This is a genomic window from Lautropia mirabilis (assembly GCF_900637555.1).
Classification (GTDB): Bacteria; Pseudomonadota; Gammaproteobacteria; order Burkholderiales; family Burkholderiaceae_E; genus Lautropia; species Lautropia mirabilis.
On sequence record NZ_LR134378.1, the window covers coordinates 2,113,518 to 2,132,289 of the forward strand.

General features: G+C 67.0%; 17 protein-coding genes. 13 read left to right on the forward strand and 4 right to left on the reverse strand.

Annotated elements, in window-relative coordinates:
* Nucleotides 1–202 precede the first annotated feature (202 nt).
* Together EL249_RS08605 and EL249_RS08610 are read left to right on the forward strand one after the other, a co-directional pair.
* Nucleotides 203–1,027: a cysteine ABC transporter substrate-binding protein gene (locus EL249_RS08605; protein WP_005673084.1), complete on the forward strand. Its 825-nt coding sequence runs from the start codon at nucleotides 203–205 to the stop codon at nucleotides 1,025–1,027.
* 13 nt (nucleotides 1,028–1,040) lie between these two features.
* Nucleotides 1,041–1,205: a type II toxin-antitoxin system TacA family antitoxin gene (locus EL249_RS08610; protein ID WP_005673083.1), complete on the forward strand. Its 165-nt coding sequence runs from the start codon at nucleotides 1,041–1,043 to the stop codon at nucleotides 1,203–1,205.
* Between the two features lie 57 nt (nucleotides 1,206–1,262).
* Here EL249_RS08610 and EL249_RS08615 read toward each other — a convergent pair whose 3' ends face one another.
* A complete protein-coding gene (locus EL249_RS08615; RefSeq protein WP_005673082.1) occupies nucleotides 1,263–1,940 on the reverse strand; it encodes a TetR/AcrR family transcriptional regulator in 678 nt (225 codons plus the stop codon).
* Between the two features lie 216 nt (nucleotides 1,941–2,156).
* On the opposite strand from EL249_RS08615, the gene EL249_RS08620 reads away from it, so the two are divergent.
* From EL249_RS08620 to EL249_RS08635, 4 genes are all read left to right on the forward strand, one after another.
* Complete coding sequence (locus EL249_RS08620; protein ID WP_040529768.1) at nucleotides 2,157–3,170, forward strand: HlyD family secretion protein; 1,014 nt, start codon at nucleotides 2,157–2,159, stop codon at nucleotides 3,168–3,170.
* Entirely contained in the window at nucleotides 3,157–4,956 is a 1,800-nt protein-coding gene (locus tag EL249_RS08625) for an ATP-binding cassette domain-containing protein (protein ID WP_005673080.1), read from the forward strand. The genes EL249_RS08620 and EL249_RS08625 overlap by 14 nt, the downstream gene beginning before the upstream one ends.
* Nucleotides 4,957–5,098: 142 nt before the next feature.
* A complete protein-coding gene (locus tag EL249_RS08630; RefSeq protein WP_040529765.1) occupies nucleotides 5,099–6,235 on the forward strand; it encodes an ABC transporter permease in 1,137 nt (378 codons plus the stop codon).
* An 87-nt stretch (nucleotides 6,236–6,322) separates the two neighbouring features.
* On the forward strand, nucleotides 6,323–7,483 hold the full coding sequence (locus EL249_RS08635) for an ABC transporter permease (protein WP_083799464.1): 1,161 nt from the start codon (nucleotides 6,323–6,325) through the stop codon (nucleotides 7,481–7,483).
* A 13-nt stretch (nucleotides 7,484–7,496) separates the two neighbouring features.
* Here EL249_RS08635 and EL249_RS08640 read toward each other — a convergent pair whose 3' ends face one another.
* The 3 genes from EL249_RS08640 to EL249_RS08650 all read right to left on the reverse strand — a co-directional run bounded on the left by EL249_RS08640 (nucleotide 7,497) and on the right by EL249_RS08650 (nucleotide 11,391).
* A complete protein-coding gene (locus EL249_RS08640) occupies nucleotides 7,497–8,582 on the reverse strand; it encodes an NAD(P)H-dependent flavin oxidoreductase (protein ID WP_005673077.1) in 1,086 nt (361 codons plus the stop codon).
* 116 nt (nucleotides 8,583–8,698) lie between these two features.
* Entirely contained in the window at nucleotides 8,699–9,268 is a 570-nt protein-coding gene (locus EL249_RS08645; RefSeq protein ID WP_005673076.1) for a rhomboid family intramembrane serine protease, read from the reverse strand.
* Between the two features lie 161 nt (nucleotides 9,269–9,429).
* Complete coding sequence (locus tag EL249_RS08650; RefSeq protein ID WP_005673075.1) at nucleotides 9,430–11,391, reverse strand: YihY/virulence factor BrkB family protein; 1,962 nt, start codon at nucleotides 11,389–11,391, stop codon at nucleotides 9,430–9,432.
* 433 nt (nucleotides 11,392–11,824) lie between these two features.
* On the opposite strand from EL249_RS08650, the gene EL249_RS08655 reads away from it, so the two are divergent.
* The 7 genes from EL249_RS08655 to EL249_RS08685 all read left to right on the forward strand — a co-directional run bounded on the left by EL249_RS08655 (nucleotide 11,825) and on the right by EL249_RS08685 (nucleotide 18,735).
* The gene (locus EL249_RS08655; protein WP_083799462.1) at nucleotides 11,825–12,199 is read left to right on the forward strand and encodes a hypothetical protein; all 375 of its coding nucleotides are present in this window, start codon (nucleotides 11,825–11,827) and stop codon (nucleotides 12,197–12,199) included.
* 214 nt (nucleotides 12,200–12,413) lie between these two features.
* Nucleotides 12,414–15,380: a monovalent cation/H+ antiporter subunit A gene (locus tag EL249_RS08660; RefSeq protein WP_005673073.1), complete on the forward strand. Its 2,967-nt coding sequence runs from the start codon at nucleotides 12,414–12,416 to the stop codon at nucleotides 15,378–15,380.
* Between the two features lie 15 nt (nucleotides 15,381–15,395).
* On the forward strand, nucleotides 15,396–15,743 hold the full coding sequence (locus EL249_RS08665) for a Na+/H+ antiporter subunit C (protein WP_005673071.1): 348 nt from the start codon (nucleotides 15,396–15,398) through the stop codon (nucleotides 15,741–15,743).
* 64 nt (nucleotides 15,744–15,807) lie between these two features.
* Complete coding sequence (locus EL249_RS08670; RefSeq protein WP_005673069.1) at nucleotides 15,808–17,562, forward strand: monovalent cation/H+ antiporter subunit D; 1,755 nt, start codon at nucleotides 15,808–15,810, stop codon at nucleotides 17,560–17,562.
* A complete protein-coding gene (locus tag EL249_RS08675) occupies nucleotides 17,559–18,044 on the forward strand; it encodes a Na+/H+ antiporter subunit E (RefSeq protein ID WP_005673068.1) in 486 nt (161 codons plus the stop codon). The genes EL249_RS08670 and EL249_RS08675 overlap by 4 nt, the downstream gene beginning before the upstream one ends.
* Complete coding sequence (locus tag EL249_RS08680; RefSeq protein WP_005673067.1) at nucleotides 18,041–18,319, forward strand: K+/H+ antiporter subunit F; 279 nt, start codon at nucleotides 18,041–18,043, stop codon at nucleotides 18,317–18,319. The genes EL249_RS08675 and EL249_RS08680 overlap by 4 nt, the downstream gene beginning before the upstream one ends.
* Nucleotides 18,316–18,735, forward strand: a complete 420-nt coding sequence (locus EL249_RS08685; protein ID WP_005673066.1) for a cation:proton antiporter — start codon at nucleotides 18,316–18,318, stop codon at nucleotides 18,733–18,735. Before EL249_RS08680 ends, EL249_RS08685 begins: the two co-directional genes overlap by 4 nt.
* Nucleotides 18,736–18,772 lie beyond the last annotated feature (37 nt).

Consider the following 18,772-nt stretch of genomic DNA (forward strand, 5'->3'; position numbering starts at 1 on the left):
AGGCGGATGGGTGACGGCGTTTGGCGTGTGGCGATCTGACGTTCGACACTCTGGCGGTGTTCCGGCTCTGGAAGGGGCATGGACGATGGATGTTGTGGGGCACGGTCGCGTCGTGCCTCAAGTTTGAGAAGCAAGGGCGGTATGAACCGTGCCGCTTGTCTGAGTGGTAAGTATCCGAAACAACCTGGAAAGGAAGGACATCATGAAATTTGCATTCAAGCCGGTACTGATGGCCGCCCTGCTGGCGGCCGGTGTGGTGAGTGGCAGCCATGCGATGGCGGCTGATGACGGGCTGGCACGGATCAAGGCCAGCGACCGCATCCGCATCGGTGTGTTCGGTGACAAGCCGCCCTTTGGCTACATTGACAGCGAAGGCAAGAGTCAGGGCTTCGATGTGGAAATTGCCAAGGACTTTGCCAAGGATCTGCTGGGCAGCCCCGACAAGGTGGAATACGTGATCACCGAGGCAGCTAACCGGGTCGAGTATCTGAAATCCGGCAAGGTGGACATCATTCTGGCCAACTTCACGCAGACGAAGGAACGCGCCCGCGTGGTGGACTTCGCCGCGCCCTACATGAAGGTGTCGCTGGGTGTGGTCTCGCCCACCAAGGCGCCCATCAAGTCGGTGAACGAACTGGAAGGCAAGACGCTGCTGGTGAACAAGGGCACCACGGCCGATGCGTATTTCAGCAAGAAGTACCCGGATATTTCGCTGCTGAAATATGACCAGAACACTGAGACCTTCGATGCGCTGAAGGATGGTCGTGGTGCAGCACTGGCCCACGACAACGCCTTGCTGTGGGCCTGGGCCAAGGAAAATCCGGGTTATGAAGTCGCCATCGGCCAGCTGGGTGAGCCGGAATTCATCGCTCCGGCGGTGAAGAAAGGTGATGACGCCCTGCGCGCCTGGATCGACCAGGAAGTGGCCAAGCTCAAGCAGGACGGCCGTCTGAAAGCCGCCTACGAGAAGACCCTGCGCCCGGTCTACGGCGACAAGGTCCCGGCCGAGCAGCTGCTGGCGGAGTGAGGCTAGCTGGCGCTTGACGGCGTGTCAGCATGCCGAGCAGGCACTGCTTGATCAGCGCCTGCTCATGATGTCTGGCAGCCAGTATCAGGCCATCCTGGACATGCTGGACCGTCCGGAACAGGACAACCCGGGGTTGGCCGACCTGTTTTCCCGGGTGCCGGTCTGGGACGCTCAATGAAGCGGGTTGCGCTACAGCCGTTGGCGGCCCATCATCGGCAGACAAGTCCCTGAATCCTCAGGGCAGAGGATCAGCCGGCGGCGTGAGGCTGGCACGGATGGCCGCCAATCCGGCCATTGCAAAGCGATGCAGGTGGTCGACCAGCACCTCGGGCTGCATGTGTCGCAGCTCATGCAGTGGCCCCGGCAGCTCTCGCCGGGCGATCAGCATCATGATGCAGGGGGCGCCGACGCTGAACATGCAGCGTGTGACCACCGGGTCGTCGGCGTCGATGTCGATGATCTCGGCCACCAGCTGGCGCACCAGCGACAGCTTGGGGGCGCTCTCGGTCCTGAACAGCACCTGCAGGTGCGAGGAAGGGGCCATCACTTCGGCGGCCAGCAGGCCCAGGTGCCAGTTGGTCTGTGCGCTGGTGGCTTGGCTGACCAGCTGGGCCATCAGGATGCGAAGCCTTTCGGACGCTGGCAGCGGTGCATGCACGAGCTGGCTGAGTGCGTCGACGGTGAAGAGCCGCCGGTGGGCTTCGATCAGCGTGGCCTGGTAGAGGCCGCTGCGGCTGCCAAAGTGATAGTTGATGGAGGCCAGGTCCACGCCGGCGTGGGCAGCCACTGCCTTGCTGGTGGTTTCGGCAAAGCCCCGACTGCCGAACAGCTCGCCCGCGGCCTGCAGGATGCGGGCACGGGTGGCTTCGCCGTCGGTACGGGAGGCGCGGGCATTGGCGGGGTTGGGGATCATGGGCGCATTGTTCCTGATTTGCGGCGCTCTGGCCATCCTGTGCCATCCCGGGTGTGCCGGCTGGGGTGCAGGTAGCCCCGTGATCTACGACGTATGGTCGCCATTTACGTAAGCAGCATTCACTTGATATTTCCATAGGACTAATTTCAATTCAATTTAACTTTAAGGTAAGATGGGTTCCACGGGATGGCCTACTGTCCGTCCGGGGATGCGCTCATGAAGAAACCCATCGCGATGATCGTGCTGCTGGCCGCCGTGGCGGCGTGCTGGTACGGCTGGCAGCACTGGCGTCCGCAGGGACAGGACGCCGGCGTTTTCTACGGCAACATCGACGTGCGGCAGGTGTCGCTGGCCTTCGAGGGCAGCGGGCGTGTGGCGCAGGTGGATGCGGAGGAAGGTGACCGGGTTCAGCCGGGCCAGGTGCTGGCGGTACTGGATACGCGCACGCTGGCGCTGCAGGCGGATCAGGCGGCGGCCCAGCTGCGGGTGCAGGAAGAGAACCTGCGGCGGCTGAAGAACGGTGCACGGCCGGCCGAGATCGCCCAGGCACGCAGCCGGCTGGCGGCTGCCCAGGCGGATGCCCAGCGTGCCCGTCGTGAGCAGGCGCGGCTGGAGCGGATTGCGACGGCCAGTGCCGGCGCGGTGAGTGTTCAGGATGTGGACCGGGCGCGCAGTGCGGCCCGGGTGGCGCAGGCCGCCGTGAAGGAGCGGCAGGATGCACTGGCCTTGGTGCAGGAGGGCGCACGCCGCGAGGAGATCGATGCGGCCGATGCCCAGGTGGCGGCAGCACGTGCCCAGCTGGCGCTGCTGCGTCATCAGCTGGACCAGGGGGAACTGCGGGCGCCAGTGACGGCCGTGGTGCGTTCGCGCCTGCTGGAGCCGGGTGACATGGCGTCGCCGCAGCGTCCGGTTCTGGCGCTGGCGGTGACCAGTCCCAAATGGGCGCGCATCTACGTGGATGAGTCCAGCCTGGGGCAGGTGAAGCCCGGGCAGGCAGCGCAGTTGAGCGTGGATTCGATGCCGGGACGGACGCTGGCCGGCAGGGTCGGCTACATCTCGTCGGTGGCCGAGTTTACGCCCAAGTCGGTGCAGACCGAGGTGCTGCGCACCAGCCTGGTGTACGAGGTGCGGGTGCTGGTGGATGACCCCGATGATGCGCTGCGGCTGGGGCAGCCGGTGACGGTGCGGCTGGAGTCAGGCACGGCGGACCGGAACCATGAGGGCGGATGAATCCGTGGTTCGCGCCGAGGGCCTGACCCGGCGCTTCACGAGGCCAGATGGGCGTCCGCTGGTGGCACTGGATCGGGTGTCGCTGTCGGTGACCCGGGGGCAGCTCACGGCCCTGGTGGGGCCGGATGGCGCGGGCAAGACCACACTGATGCGGATGGTGGCCGGATTGCTGGCGCCGGATGAGGGCAGTCTCCATGTGCTGGGACGGGATGTGGCTCGTAACGCCCAGGAGGTCCAGGACCGCATCAGCTACATGCCGCAGCGCTTTGGCCTGTATGAGGATCTGAGCGTGCAGGAAAACCTGGACCTGTATGCTGATCTGCATGGCGTGCCGCAGGCAGTGCGCCGCGAACGCTTTGCCCGGCTGATGGCCATGACGGATCTGGCGCGCTTCACGGCGCGCCCCGCCGGCAAGCTTTCCGGCGGTATGAAACAGAAACTGGGCCTGGCCTGCACGCTGGTGCGATCGCCCGAACTGCTGCTACTGGACGAGCCCAGTGTAGGGGTGGATCCGCTGTCGCGCCGTGATCTGTGGGAGATTCTGCTGCAGCTGGTGCGGGACGAGCAGCTGAGCGTGGTGGTAAGCACCGCCTACATGGATGAGGCCGAACGCTGTGCGCACGTTCACGTGATGAACGCCGGTCAGGTACTGGCCAACGGCACGCCGCAGGCACTGGCGCAGCGGGCGCAGGGCCTCACCTTCGTGGCGACGCCGCCAGTTGGCATGGCGGCGCGCATGCTGCAGGCGCGGCTGCTGGATGCAGCGTCTGCCGTGGTGGATGCCGTGCCCCGGGGCGGGCAGGTACGCTTCATCCATCGGCCGGATGTTGATGAAGCGGCATTGCGGCCGTTGCTGGAGAACGTGGAAGTGCATCCCCGACCGGCCGAGCTGGAGGATGCCTTCATGCTGATGCTGCGCCAGCACGCAGAGGCGGCTGGTGGGCAATCATCTTCGGAAGAGCTGTCTGCGGCCGGAGCGGACCGAACCCTGCAGGGGCGGAGGAATGATGAACCGACCGCCCCGGCCGCGGTGGAAGACCATGCTGAACCCGTCATCGTGGTGCGCGATCTGGTGCGCCGCTTCGGTGACTTCACGGCGGTGGCCAGCACCTCGTTCGAGGTGCGGCGGGGCGAGATCTTCGGCTTGCTGGGACCCAACGGGGCCGGCAAGACCACCACGTTCCGGATGCTGTGCGGATTGCTGCCGGCCACCAGCGGCTCGCTGCAGGTGGCGGGCGCGAACCTGCGAGTGGCACCGGCGCGGGCACGGGCCCGTATCGGCTATGTGGCACAGAAGTTCTCGCTCTATGCCACGCTGACCGTGCGCGAGAACCTGGCGTTCTATGGCGCGGCCTATGGCCTGCACGGCCGACAGCTCGCCGAGCGGATGCAGGCCATGCTGCAGCGCTTCGATCTGGATCCGGAGGCCGAAAGCGGTCTGCTGCCGGCCGGCTATCGCCAGCGTCTGGCCATGGCGGCAGGGCTCATCCATGCGCCCGACATCCTGTTCCTGGACGAGCCCACCAGCGGCATCGACCCGCTGGCGCGGCGTGCATTCTGGCGCACCATCACGGCGCTGTCGGCACAGGGCGTGACGATCGTCATCACCACGCACTTCATGGAAGAGGCCGAATACTGTGATCGCATTGCCATCCAGGATGCGGGGCGGATGCTGGCGCTGGGCACGCCGCACGAGGTGCGCGAGCTGGCGGGCGGGGCGGGCAGCGACATGAACGAGGCGTTCATCGCCATTGTCGAGCAGGGACGCCGGGAGGCTGTGACATGACCAGGATCGCTATCGTGAATCTGTCAGTCAGGCGAATGACATCCGGGCTGGGCGCCTGCCTGCGGGCAAGGAAGTGCACCATCCTGTTTGACACTCACCCTCAGTACCCTGTTGTTGGCCTGTGGACGCAGGAGAGCTGTTCATGAGGGCGACGGGTTTCTGGCACCGGCTGTGGGCGCTTGTGAAGAAGGAGTTCCATCAGATGCTGCGCGACCGCAGCAACCTGCTGGTGGGTCTGGCGCTGCCGGTGACGCTGATCCTGCTGTTCGGCTACGGCATGTCCTTCGACGTGAAGGACGTGCGGGTGGCGATGGTGCTGGAAGATGCGTCGCCCCGCGTGCAGCAGGTGCTGGCCGGACTGCGTGGATCCACCTACATGGAGCCGCGCTGGGCGGGCAGCATGCCGCAGGCCGAGCAATGGCTGCGCCGGCACGAGGTGGAGGCCATCCTGCGGGTGCCATCGGACTTTTCCGGGCGGCTGCAGACCGGCGACGCGAAGGTGCAGATGGTGGTCAATGGCAGTGAATCCACGTCGGCCGCCACCATCGAGTCCTACGTGAATGGCGTGCTGGCGCTCTGGGCGCAGAAGGAGGTGGATCGGGCTGGCCCGGCCGGGCAGACTCTGGCGGCAGGCAGCGTGCAGGTGCAGCAGCGGCTTTGGTTCAACGAGGCCGGCGAGAGCACCTGGTTCCTGGTGCCGGGACTGCTGGTACTGGTGCTCACGCTGATCGGGGCCTTTCTCACCTCGCTGCTCATTGCCCGTGAATGGGAGCGCGGCACGATGGAGTCGCTCTTCGTGACGCCGGTGCGGCCGCTGGAGATTGTGCTGGCCAAGCTGATTCCCTACGTGGGCGTGGGGCTGGTGGATCTGGCCATGTGCCTGCTGGCGGCGCATTTCCTTTTCGAGGTGCCGATGCGCGGCTCGCTGGGCATGATGGTGCTGGGGGGCACGCTGTACCTGGTGGTGTCGTTGCTGATGGGGCTCTTCATTTCGGGGCGCACGCGCAACCAGTTTCAGGCCAGTCAGGTGGCACTTCTGGGGAGCCTGCTGCCGTCGATGATGCTGTCGGGTTTCATCTTCGACCTGCGCAATGCACCGGCACTGGTTCAGGTCATCGGGCATCTGCTGCCGGCCACGCACTTCATGGGGCTGACCAAGAGCCTGTTCCTGATGGGCAACCACTGGCCGACCATCGTGCAGGACCTGGTCATTCTGCTGCTGTATGCGGTGCTGCTGCTGTGGGCCACGTTGCGCACGGTAAGAAAGCGGCTGGACTGACAGGGCAGGGCGGTGGAGATCCGAACGCAGAGAGAGAAGCGGCAGGTGAAGGCGCGTGTTGTCGACCCTGCCCGGGAGGGTATCCGGATGAGGCAGGATGAAATGCATGGGGCGTGGCTGGCCGGATGGCTGCTGGCAGTCCGGCAGGTGCTGGCGCTGATCCGCAAGGAGCTGGTGGCGCTCTTCAAGGAGCCGGCCAACCGCATCATCCTGTTCGTGCCGGCGCTGCTGCAGGCGCTGCTCTATGGCTACGTGGGTACCTACGACCTGCACGACACGCCCTATGCAGTGCTGGACCAGAGCCGCAGCGAGGCCTCGGCCCGGCTGCTGGCCCGCGTCGAGAGCAACGGGCTTTTCCGGCAGGTGGCGACACTGGCTGATGCCCGGCAGATTGCCGACGTGATCGATGAGGGGCGCGCCATGTTCGTCGTGAGCATTCCGGCCGACTTTGCGCCCCGGCTCGCACAGGGACAGACCACGGCGGTGCAGCTCATTCTCGATGGCCGCAACTCGGTGACGGCGGGGCTGGCTTCGGGTTACGTGGGCAGCATCGTGGGCAGCTACAACCAGACGCTGCGGCAGGCGGCGGGGCTTTCCGGCACGGGCGGGGTGCAGATCGAGCGGCGTGCCTGGTTCAATCCGAACCTGGAGTCGCGCTGGTCCCTGATGCCGACGCTGATCGCCTCGCTGAGCCTGATACAGACGCTGCTGCTGGCGGCGCTGTCGGTGGCGCGCGAGCGCGAGCAGGGCACCTTCGACCAGTTGCTGGTGACACCGCTCACGCCGATGCAGATCCTGGTGGGCAAGGCGGTGCCGTCGGTGATGGTGGGGCTGATGCAGTCGACCATCATCCTGCTGATCATCCGCTTCTGGTTCCAGATCCCGATGGCAGGGTCGATCGTGACGCTGTACCTGGGGCTCCTGGTGTTCACGGTGGCCGCCGTCGGCATGGGGCTGTCGCTGTCGGCGCTGTCGCTGACCATGCAGCAGGCCATGCTCTACACCTTTCTGGTGGTCATGCCGCTGATGATGCTCTCGGGCATGCTCACGCCGGTCCGCAACATGCCCGAGGTGCTGCAGGTGGCCACCCATGCCAATCCGCTGCGCTTCGGTGTGGCCATTGCGCGGGGCGTGTACCTGGAGGGGGCAACATTCGTCGACATCGTGCCGCACCTGATTCCGCTTGTCGTGATGATCGCGGTGACGCTGCCGCTGGCCGCCTGGCTGTTCCGCCATCGGCTGGGTTGAACCTGCTGACCGGTCAGGCGGTCCGCCACTCCCGGGCCAGTGTGGCCACCAGTTGCGCAGCGGGCATCTCGCGGATCATCGGCGCGCCCTGGCCGGCCCAGTGAGCGGCATAAGTGTGCTCACCCCGGCGGCTGGCCGCAGCATGGAGCTGCTTGGCGGCATCGTAGGCACGCGGGTAGGCGGCAGGCGGCGGTGCATCCGGCGCTTCGCCGTAGTCGATGAACGGGCTGACGATGCCACGGGCCGGGCGGCCCGAGAGCACACGGGTCAGCCGGGTATGGGCTGCGTCGGGGCTCCGGAGGCGTGCCCGGTAGGCTGCGTTGGCGGCGGATTCCGGACAGGCCACGAAGGCGGTGCCCAGCTGCGCGGCAGCGGCGCCCAGTTCCTGCATGGCGCGAATGGCGTGGCCGTCCATGATGCCGCCGGCAGCGATGATGGGCAGCCGGGTGTTCAGGACCAGCTGCCTCACCAGCACGGCGGTGCTCAGGTGTTCGTCGGGCGGGAGCGGCATACCGGGCTCGGGATCGAAGCAGCCCCGGTGGCCGCCTGCCTCGATGCCTTGCGCGATGATGGCATCCAGTCCGGCGGCTTCGATCCGACGGGCCTCATCCAGGTTGGTGGCACTGGCCAGCAGGCAGATGCCGGCTTTCTTCAGGGCCTGCAGCTGGTGGGGCGCCGGCAGCCCGAAATGAAAGCTCACCACCGCCGGACGGGTTTCCAGCAGGACGTCCAGCATCTGATCGTCATCCATGAAGCTGGAATAGACCTCGACCAGCCGGGTGGGGGGTACCATGTCCAGACGGGCATAGAGCGGTGCCAGATGGTGCAGCCAGGCCGCATCGCCAGCCGGATCGGGGGCAGGCGTCCGATGGCAGAAAACGTTGATGTTGAAGGGCCGGTCGGTGAGGGCACGGGTGGCCTCGATCATCCGGCGCGCGTCTTCGGGCGAGCTGGCGCCCGCGCCCAGACCGCCCAGTCCCCCCGCGTTGCTGACGGCAGCGGTCAGTTCCGGCGTGGCCACGCCAGCCATGGGGGCTTGCAGGATGGGCAGGGCCAGGCCCAGGCGTTCCATCAGGGCATGGGAGTGGTCGTTGCTCATAAGTGTGTCTCCTGTGCTGCCGGGTTGCTGGCAGTCGTTGTTGGTTTCCCGGTAGCAGACCCGCATCGTGGATGGTGCCTGCTACCGCCGAATACGCCTTTTACCGGCTACGCCTTTTACCGCCGGATGTAGCGATAGCCGATCCAGCCGCCCAGCAGGCCGCCCAGGTGGGCGAAGTGGGCCACATCCTGTTGCGTGCCGGTCAGGCCGAACCATAGTTCCAGTGCCGCGTAGATGGCCACGAAGACGCGGGCCGGCAGCGGGATGGGCGGGATGAGCAGCATGACCCGCTCGTGCGGGAAGACCAGGGCATAGGCCAGCAGGATGCCGAAGACGCCGGCCGAGGCGCCGATGATCGGGGCACCGTTGATGGACAGGATTTCGCCGACCAGCATCTGGGCGATGGCACCGAAGACGATGGCCGACAGATAGGTGATGGCGGTGCGGCGTGGCCCCCAGACCATCTCGATGCGCGAGCCGAACATCCAGACGGCGAACATGTTGAACAGCAGGTGGGTGAAGTCACCATGCAGCACGCTGTAGCTGAGGATCTGCCAGGGATGGGTCAGCAATATGGACAGGTCGGGCCAGAGCGCGAACCAGGCCATCATCTCGTAATAGAAGTTCTGCTGCAGCAGGTAGAAGATGGTGTTGATGAGCAGGACGGCGCGGACAAATGGGGGCACGGCAGGTCTCGATGGGAGGGCGATGGGCCGGCCAGCGGGTGGCCGGGGCCGGAATGGGAGTGAACCCGGGGTTCGGGTGATTATTGGGGACGAGGGCGCTCGTGTTCAAGCGGCCATGCCGGGGCAAGACCAAGCCCCGGCTCGCTGATGTCCAGCGGGTCTCAGGCCTTGCCCAGCGACCCGCGGAACAGGTCTCGGGCATGGCCGGTGGAGGGCACTGGGCGGACCGGGGATGCGCCTTTTGGCGGTGTGCCAGCCCGAAGGGCTGCGGCAGGTCCGGGCGCGACGTGCGGGGATGCCTTGTCAGTGGCCGAGGCGCTCACGGCAGGCGGGGGGCTCCCCGACGCAGGGGAATGTCGGGATGCGATGCCCTTGTCGGCTGCGCTGGGCAAGGCCGGAGACGGCTGCCCTGCAGGGTGTTCCGGTTTTTCCGGGGCGCTGGTGCCGTGCGCACCTGCGACCTGGGAGGGCCTGGCCGTGGCACGTTCTGCCGCCTGCAGCCTGGCTTCCAGCCGGTTGCCGTCGAACGGATGGTCCGCCGGGGGTGCGTCGGCAAAGATCGGCGACAGGCGGGCCGCGTCGTCGGCATCGCGCTGGGCATGACGCTCAAGCTGCTGCAGCGCGGCCCGGCGTTGAGCCGTGCTGCGCAGGCCCACGCCACCCACCTCGTCGGCCAGGCTGACGCCGGTGTCCGGTGAGGGCAGTGCCGCCTTGGTGGCACCCGTCACGACGGCGCCGCCGGGGGCGGTGTGCAGGCCGTTGCCGATGCCATGCGCCATGTTGCTGCGCACTGGCTGACGTTCCCGTGGTGGCTGGGTGAGCAGGTCGCGGAAACTGATGGTCGACAGCACCGCCGACATCTGGTCCTGGGCGTAGGAGAAGGTCTGGATGATCCGGTCGGCGTCCGGTTCGGGCGGATGGATGTCGCCGGCATGGCGCACGGCCTCCAGCACCTGCCAGGGCGTGATGTTGCTCAGGTCGCGGCCGGGCATCCAGGCCGCCGGCTCGCTCTTGTCCACCCGCACGACGATGCCGTGGGCCACCAGGGCTTCCAGGATCCCGTCAATGGCATAGCCGGGCGTATGGAAGCGCCGGGCCAGCTCCTCGGTGCGCAGGGCCGCGTTGCCTTGCAGATAGCGCTCGCCCAGCGCCTGCATGATGGCCAGGGCCAGCTGGTCCTGGCTCTGTGCCGACAGGTGCGGCTCTTCGCCCGGGGGGGCCATCAAGCATTCGGTGTGCTGCATGTAGAAGCCCACGCTGGCGCCCACCAGCACGACGATCCAGCTCACGTACAGCCAGATCATGAAGATGATGAGGATGGCCAGGCTGGAATAGATGGCGGCGTACTGGGTGGAGCCGGCCACGAAGCGGGCAAAGGCCCAGCCGGCGCTCTGCCAGCAGATGCCGGCCACCAGCGCACTGGTGAGGGCCGGCAGCAGGCGCACCCGCGTGTTGGGCATGAACAGGTACAGGAACAGGAACAGCCCGATGACCAGCACGTAGGGCAGCAGCCGGCCGGCCAGCACCGCGAGGTGCCCGAAGGGCTCGACGCTGATGATCATCTGCACCAGATGGGACGAGGCCAGCGTGGCGTTGAGGCCCAGCGCCGACACCACCAGGATGGGGCCCAGCAGCATGACGCACAGGTAGTAGCTGATGCGCTGCGAGAGCGGGCGCATCGTCTTCACGTGCCAGATGGTGTTGATGGAGCTTTCGATCTTGAGGATGGTGGACACGGCCGTGAACAGCAGCATCCCCAGACCCACCGACCCCAGCACGCCCACGTGCATGTTGTCGATGAAGCTCATGATGTTGGTGGTGATCTCGGCGCCCTTGGGGCCCAGCGGTTCCATGAAGCGCTGCAGCGCCGGCTCGATCTGGCCGTGCACGCCGAAGGCCTTGGACACCGAGAAGGTGAGCGCCAGCACGGGCACGATGGACAGCAACGTGGTGTAGACCAGGCTGGTGGCGCGCAGCATCAGCTGCCCGAAGGCCAGGTCGCGCACGACGGCCAGAAAGACGGCCAGGGCCTTGAGAAAGGCACCCGATATGCCGTGTCTCTCGGGGGCCTGCTGATAGAGGCGGTTCTGCAGGGCGGCAAGCAGACTGGCAGGATTGTCCATCGCAAGAAATAAGGGCGGAACGGGCCGTGCGACCGAGGAGGCGCATGGCGCGGAGGGGGTGTTCCGCCGGGTTGTCCAGACCTTCTGAAGTCTACCGAAAGTGCTCGCGGATTGCCGTTGCGCCCATGACGGCCGGTATGGATGGCTGGTCCTGTCGGTGTGTAAATCCTGTTTCCATCTTGTGACGGATGCAGGATGCAACTCCGGACTTTGGGGAGGGTCTGATACAGACACGGCCCGCCCAGGATGGTAGGGTATCCGTTTCCGGCGCCAGCCGCGGGGGCTGAGGGGAGCCCCAGCGTGCGGGGCAGGTCCCGGCAGGGCGTCGGAAGCACAGGAATCGGAGGCGTCCATGCAGGAATCAGGCAAGCACATGCAGACAACGATGACCGGACGGGACAGGGAGCCGGCGCGCCGCCGGGTTCTGCAGGGCATGGCAGCCCTGGGAGGCGGGATGCTGCTGGCGGCCTGCGGTCACGATAGTGACGACGACGGCTGGCGACGCGAGCGGATCATCCGGACCGATCAGCAGGCCGGCACCGAGACCCGGCTGGTGGTGGGGCAGGCGCTGGAGCTGAGGCTGGCCGTGGACGAGAGCCTGCTCATCTATCGGCGGGGTCACAGCTCGCCCGAGATGCGCCGCGTCAGCGGCCCGGAACGGCGGACCATCGACGGCCGCGTCTATCAGGTCTGGGTGTTTGCTGCCGTCATTGGCGGGCATGCCACCATCCGCATGGAGTACGCTCAGAACGAGCAGGCGGTGCCGGCGCGCGTCGTCGAGTTTCCGGTGGACGTGCACTTCAACTGAGCGTGTGCCGAGGGCATCGGCCGCGCTGGCCTGACGCCGACCCTGCCGCGAACGCGGGTTGTTGCGGGCATGCGACGGGTGGGCCTCCGTCGATCGAAAACAGGGGTGACAGCCGGTCACTTCACATCTTTTAGCTGACGTTAGCCGACGGATCGATCGGAATTCCCGCATAATTGACGGGCCACATCCTTTCTGCTCGGCCCGGATACCCCCCATGCCTCTCGTCCTGCTGGTCATCCTGCCGTGGCTTGGCAGCCTTGTCGCTGTCATGCTGCCGTCCAACGCCCGCAACGCGGAATCCACGGCGGCCGGGGTGATATCGCTGGCAGCGCTGGTGCAGGCGGCGCTCTACTTTCCGGCCATTGCCCGGGGCGAGGTCATCGAGCAGCGCATCACCTGGCTGCCCACGCTGGGGCTGGATCTGGTGCTGCGCATGGACGGGCTGGCGTGGCTCTTCACCATGCTGGTGCTGGGCATCGGCGCGCTGGTGGTGCTCTATGCGCGCTACTACATGTCGCCGGCCGATCCGGTGCCGCGCTTCTTCGCCTTCCTCATGTCGTTCATGGGGGCGATGACGGGCGTGGTGCTTTCGGGCAACCTGGTGCAGCTGGTGCTGTTCTGGGAACTCACCAGCATCTATTCCTTCCTGCTGATCGGCTACTGGCACCATCGTGACGATGCCCGGCGCGGTGCGCGGATGGCGCTGCTGGTCACGGGGGCGGGCGGCCTGTGCCTGTTCGCCGGCGTGCTGATGATCGGCCACGTGGTGGGTAGCTACGAGCTGGAACGCATCCTGTCCAGCGGCAACATCATCCGCGAGCACGCGCTCTACCGTCCCATCCTGGTGCTGGTCGCGCTGGGCGCGCTCACCAAGAGCGCCCAGTTCCCGTTCCTCTTCTGGCTGCCGCGCGCCATGGCCGCGCCCACGCCGGTCTCGGCCTATCTGCACTCGGCCACCATGGTGAAGCTGGGCGTCTTCCTGCTGGCCCGGCTGTGGGTGGTGCTCTCGGGCACCGACGACTGGTTCCTGCTGGTGTGCGGGGCGGGTGCCGCCTCGCTGCTCTTCGGGGCGTTCCTGGCCATGTTCCAGACCGACCTGAAGGGGCTGCTGGCCTATTCGTCCATCAGCCACCTGGGGCTGATCACGCTGCTGCTGGGCATGAACAGCCCCACGGCGGCGGTGGCAGCCGTCTTTCACATCATCAACCACGCCACCTTCAAGGCCTCGCTCTTCATGGCGGCCGGCATCGTCGACCACGAGAGCGGCACGCGCGACATCCGCCGGCTCTCGGGGCTGATCCGCTACATGCCGGTCACCGGGGCGCTGGCCTTCGTGGCCAGTGCGGCCATGGCCGGGGTGCCGCTGCTCAACGGCTTCCTGTCCAAGGAAATGTTCTTTGCTGCCACCATCGACCTGGACACCTCGCACCCGGTGGGGCTGGTGCTGCCGGTGGTGGCCACGGTGGCGGCCATGTTCAGCGTCACCTATGCGCTGCGCTTCTCGATCGACGTGTTTCTGGGGCCCAAGGCCACCGATCTGCCGCGTGAGCCGCACGAGCCGGTGCACTGGATGCGGGTGCCGATCGAGCTGCTGGTGGTGCTCTGCCTGCTGGTGGGCACGCTGCCGGCCACGCTGATCGGCCCGATCCTGGACACGGCCGCCCGGCCGGTGGTGGGCGGCGAGCTGCCGGCCTACAGTCTGGCGCTGTGGCACGGCTGGAACCTGCCGCTGGCCATGAGCCTGGCGGCCATGGTGGGCGGGGTGCTGCTGTGGGTGCTGCTGCGCCGTCGCACCCGCACCCGCGACTACGTGCCGCTGCGCTGGCTCAAACCCATCGACGGCCAGGCGCTGTTTTCAGGTGTGCTGGTGCTGCTGCGCCTGGTGGGCAGCTGGGGCACGCGGCTGGCCGGTACGCGCCGGCTGCAGCAGCAGCTCTTTCTCATCATGGCGGTCTGCGTGCTGCTGGTCAGCGCCAGCCTGCAGCTGAAGCTGCCGCAGGGCGGCACGCGCCCGCCGCTGGCAGTCTCGCCGTACTTCGTGGGCATGTGGATCATCGGCGGACTGTGTGCGCTGGGCGCGGCCTGGCAGGCCAAGTACCACCGGCTGGCGGCGCTGATGATGATGAGCGGCGCTGGCGTCGTCACCTGTCTGACCTTCCTCTGGTTCTCGGCCCCTGATCTGGGACTGACCCAGCTGACGGTGGAAGTGGTGACGACGGTGCTCTTCCTGCTGGGTCTGCGCTGGCTGCCCCGGCGGATCGAGGACATGCCCGGCCAGCACAGCACGCCGCCGCTGCTGGTGCGGATGCGCCGTGGCCGCGACCTGGTGCTGTCCATCGGGGTGGGCTGCGGCATGGCGCTGCTGTCGTGGGCCATGATGACGCGCCCCTTCTCGCAGAGCATCTCGCCGTTCTTCCTGGCCCGGGCGCTGCCCGAGGGCGGGGGCAGCAACGTCGTCAACGTGATGCTGGTGGATTTTCGCGGCTATGACACGATGGGCGAGATCACCGTGCTGTCGGCGGTGGCACTGGCCGTCTACGCGCTGCTGCGCCGCTTCCGTCCCCCGCGTGAAAGCACCCGGCTGCCGTCGCAGCAGCGGTTGCCGCCCGACATCGTCACCGATCTGGTCAACCCCAAGGCGGCGGCCGACACGGCACTGGGCTACATGATGGTGCCCGCGGTGCTGGTGCGTCTGTTGCAGCCGCTGGCGCTGGTGGTGGCCGTCTACCTGCTCATGCGCGGCCACAACCAGCCGGGTGGCGGCTTCATCGCCGGCCTGGTGGTCTCCATCGGCTTCATCCTGCAGTACATGGTGGCCGGCACGCAGTGGGTGGAATCGCACATGAAGCTGCGGCCGCCGCGCTGGATCGCCTATGGCCTGCTGACCGCCATCGGCTGTGGCCTCTGCGCCTGGCTGTTCGGCTATCCGTTCCTCACCACCCACACGGGCCATCTGAATCTGCCCATCTTCGGCGAGACCCATCTGCCCAGTGCCGCGGTCTTCGACCTGGGCGTGTTCGCCGTGGTGGTGGGCGGCACCATGCTGATCCTCACCGCCCTGTCGCACCAGTCCATCCGGCGCACCCGTCGTCCCATCGCCGGTGAGGACGGCGAGGCCGGTCTGCCCGAAGGGGATGCCGGCCACCGCGGCACGGGCGACGACACCATCACTTCTCGCTGAAGGAGCACGCAAGACATGGAAATCATTCTGGCCATTGCCATCGGCGTGCTGGGCGGCTCGGGCGTCTGGCTGCTGCTGCGCCCCCGGACCTTCCAGGTGATCATGGGGCTGTCGCTCATCTCGTATGCGGTCAACCTCTTCATCTTCAGCATGGGCCGGCTGAAGGTCGACAGTGCGCCGGTGCTGCTGCCGGATGTGGCGCCCAGCCTCGACAACTACGCCGACCCGATGCCCCAGTCGCTGGTACTGACGGCCATCGTCATCGGCTTTGCCATGACGGCCATGTACCTGGTGGTGATGCTGGCCTCGCGTGGGCTGTCCGACACCGACCACGTCGACGGCAACCCGGACATGGAATGGTGAGCATGATGACCCAGACGAAACGCACGAGTCCGGTCGCGCGGCCGCTGCCCACAGGGAGACACGCATGATCGGCGTGATGTCGCCCCATCTGATCATCGCCCCGGTGCTGCTGCCGGTGCTGACGGCTGCGCTGATGCTGGCGCTGGGCGAGCAGCGGCGCGAGACCCTGGCCGGGCTGAACGTGGGTTCATGCCTGGTGGGGCTGGCGCTGTCCATCCTGCTGGCCTGGTCGGTGCACCACGGCGCCGCACCGGCCTCGCCGGGGCAGACGCCGGGGTCCATCGGCACGCTGGGCATCTATCTGCCGGCCAACTGGCCCACGCCGTTCGGCATCGTGCTGGTGCTGGACAGGCTGTCGTCGGCCATGTTGTTGCTTACCTCGGTCATGGCCACGGCGGCGCTCATCTTTGCGGTGGCCCGCTGGGACCGGATCGGCGTGCATTTCCATCCGCTCTTCCAGATCCAGCTGATGGGCCTGAACGGGGCCTTCCTCACGGGCGACCTCTTCAACCTGTTCGTGTTCTTCGAGGTGCTGCTGGCGGCTTCCTACGGCCTGCTGCTGCATGGGCCCGGGCGCCAGCGGGTGGGGGCGGGGCTGCACTACATCGCCATCAACCTGGTGGCCTCGTCCTTCTTCCTGGTGGGCGCGGCCATGCTGTATGGCGTCACGGGCACGCTGAACATGGCCGACCTGGCGGTGCGCATTCCCGAGGTGGCGGCGCAGGACCAGGCCATGCTGCATGCCGGTGTGGCCATCCTGGGCATGGCCTTTCTCACCAAGGCGGCCGTCTGGCCGATGGGCTTCTGGCTGGTGCCGGCCTATTCGGCGGCGGGTGCGCCGGTGGCGGCGCTCTTTTCCATCATGACCAAGGTGGGCATCTACGCCATCCTGCGGCTGTGGTCGCTGGGCTTCTCGGGCGAGGAGGGCACGCTGCGCTGGGGCGCCGACTGGCTGGTGGCCGGCGGTCTGGCCACGGTGGCCTTCGGCCTGCTGGGGCTGCTGCAGGCGCGCCAGCTGGGGCGCGTCACCGGCTTTGGGGTGATGGTCACCTCCGGCACGCTGCTGGCTGCCATCGGCTTCAATCAGCCCACCGTCACGGGCGGCGCGCTGTATTACCTGCTCAGCTCCACCATGGCTGCCGGGGCGATGTTCCTGCTCATCGAGCTGATCGACCGCAGCCGGCTGCTGGAGAGCGAGTTTCCGAACCCTGACGATGCCGACCCGGTGCCGTTCTTCCTGGACGAGATCGAGCCGCCGCGCGACACCAACCTGGATGAACAGCAGGAGGCGCTCACCGGGCGCGTCATTCCGGCCTCCACCGCCTTCCTGGGCTTCTCGTTCCTGGCCTGCACACTGCTGCTGACCGGCACGCCGCCGCTGTCGGGCTTCATCGGCAAGTTCATGATGCTCTCGGGGCTGCTGTCCACCGAGGAGGCGGGCAGCGCCCTGCAGGAACCGGTCAGCACGGCCGCGTGGGTCATGCTGGCGCTGGTGATCATGTCCGGCTTCGCTGCACTGGTGGCGCTCTCGCGCACGGGCATCCGCATGTTCTGGACGCCGCGTGACCGGCCGGCCGCACAGCTCAAGGTGCTGGAATGCCTGCCCATCGGCCTGTTACTGACGCTGTGCCTTCTGATCAGCTTCCGTGCCGAGCCGCTGGCACGCTACCTGCAGGCTGCCGCCAGCGAGCTGAAGGACCCGCATGGCTACGTGCAGGCAGTGCAGGGTGTACGGCCGCTGCCGCCGCCGTCGGTCACGCGGCGCATCCTGCGCCAGGGCATTCCGTTGCTGAAGGATGATGGGGAGGACACGCCATGAAGCTGCTTCCGGCTCCGCTCCTGTCGCTGTCACTGCTGGCGCTGTGGGTGATGCTGCAGGGGTCGGTCGACCCGGGTACCGTGATGCTGGGGGCGCTGGTGGCCATCATGGTGCCGCTGATGACCCAGACGCTGCGGCCCACGCGGGTGCGCATGCGCCGGCCCGGCAAGGTGCTCCTGCTCATCGGGCGGGTGTTCGTGGACGTGATCCGCTCCAATTTCGAGGTGGCCTGGCATGTGTGGTTCTTCCGCAGCCATCCGCCGCGCACGCAGTGGGTGGTGATCCCGCTGCAGCTGCGGACACCCGCTGCGCTGGCGGCGCTGTCGGCCATTGCCGCCATCGTGCCCGGCACGGTCTGGAGCGAGCTGTCGATGGACCGCAGCCGGCTGCTGTTCCATGTCTTTCACGTTCCGGAAGGCCAGGACTTTGCGGCCTGGTACAAGGAACGCTATGAGGTGCTCCTGATGGAGATCTTCGAATGAGCCTGTGGCTGTCGGGTACCGTGCATTTTGCGCTGGGCTGCTTTCTGGCGGCCATGGCCATCGCCATGTTCCGGCTGTTTGCCGGCCCCACGGCGCAGGACCGGGTCATGGCGCTGGACTACATGTATGTGAATGGCATGCTGATGGTGCTGGCCGGCGGCATCATCTACGCGTCGGATGCCTACTTCGAGTCGGCGCTGCTGATGTCGATGTTCGGCTTCGTGTCGTCATCGGCCATTGCCAAGTTCCTGCTGCGCGGCGAGGTGATCGAATGAGCACCCAGATCCCGATGTTCGGCGGTGCGTTGCCGGTGTGGGCCGACGTGCTGATCGGGGTGCTGCTGATCATCAGCGGCCTGCTGTCGTTCACCGGGGCGCTGGGACTGGTGCGCATCCGCGAGTTCTTCACCCGGCTGCACCCGCTGGCGCTGGGCTCCACGCTGGCGCTGTGGTGCGTGGCCGCGGCGCTGGTGCTGTGCTTTTCGTTCACCTACCAGACGCTGGTGCTGCGGGCCTGGCTGGTGGTGGTGTTCATGGCCATCACCGTGCCGGTGACGGTGGTGCTGCTGGCGCGCGCGGCGCTGTTCCGGCGGCGCGCCGCTGGTGAGGACGGCCTGCCGCCCACCTTTGCCGGGCCGGTGCGGCGGGTGTCATCGGCCCCGCCGGTGGAGGATGAGGGGCAGGGGGACTGAGGCAAGTTATAGTTGTACGATGGGATGAAGCCGGAAA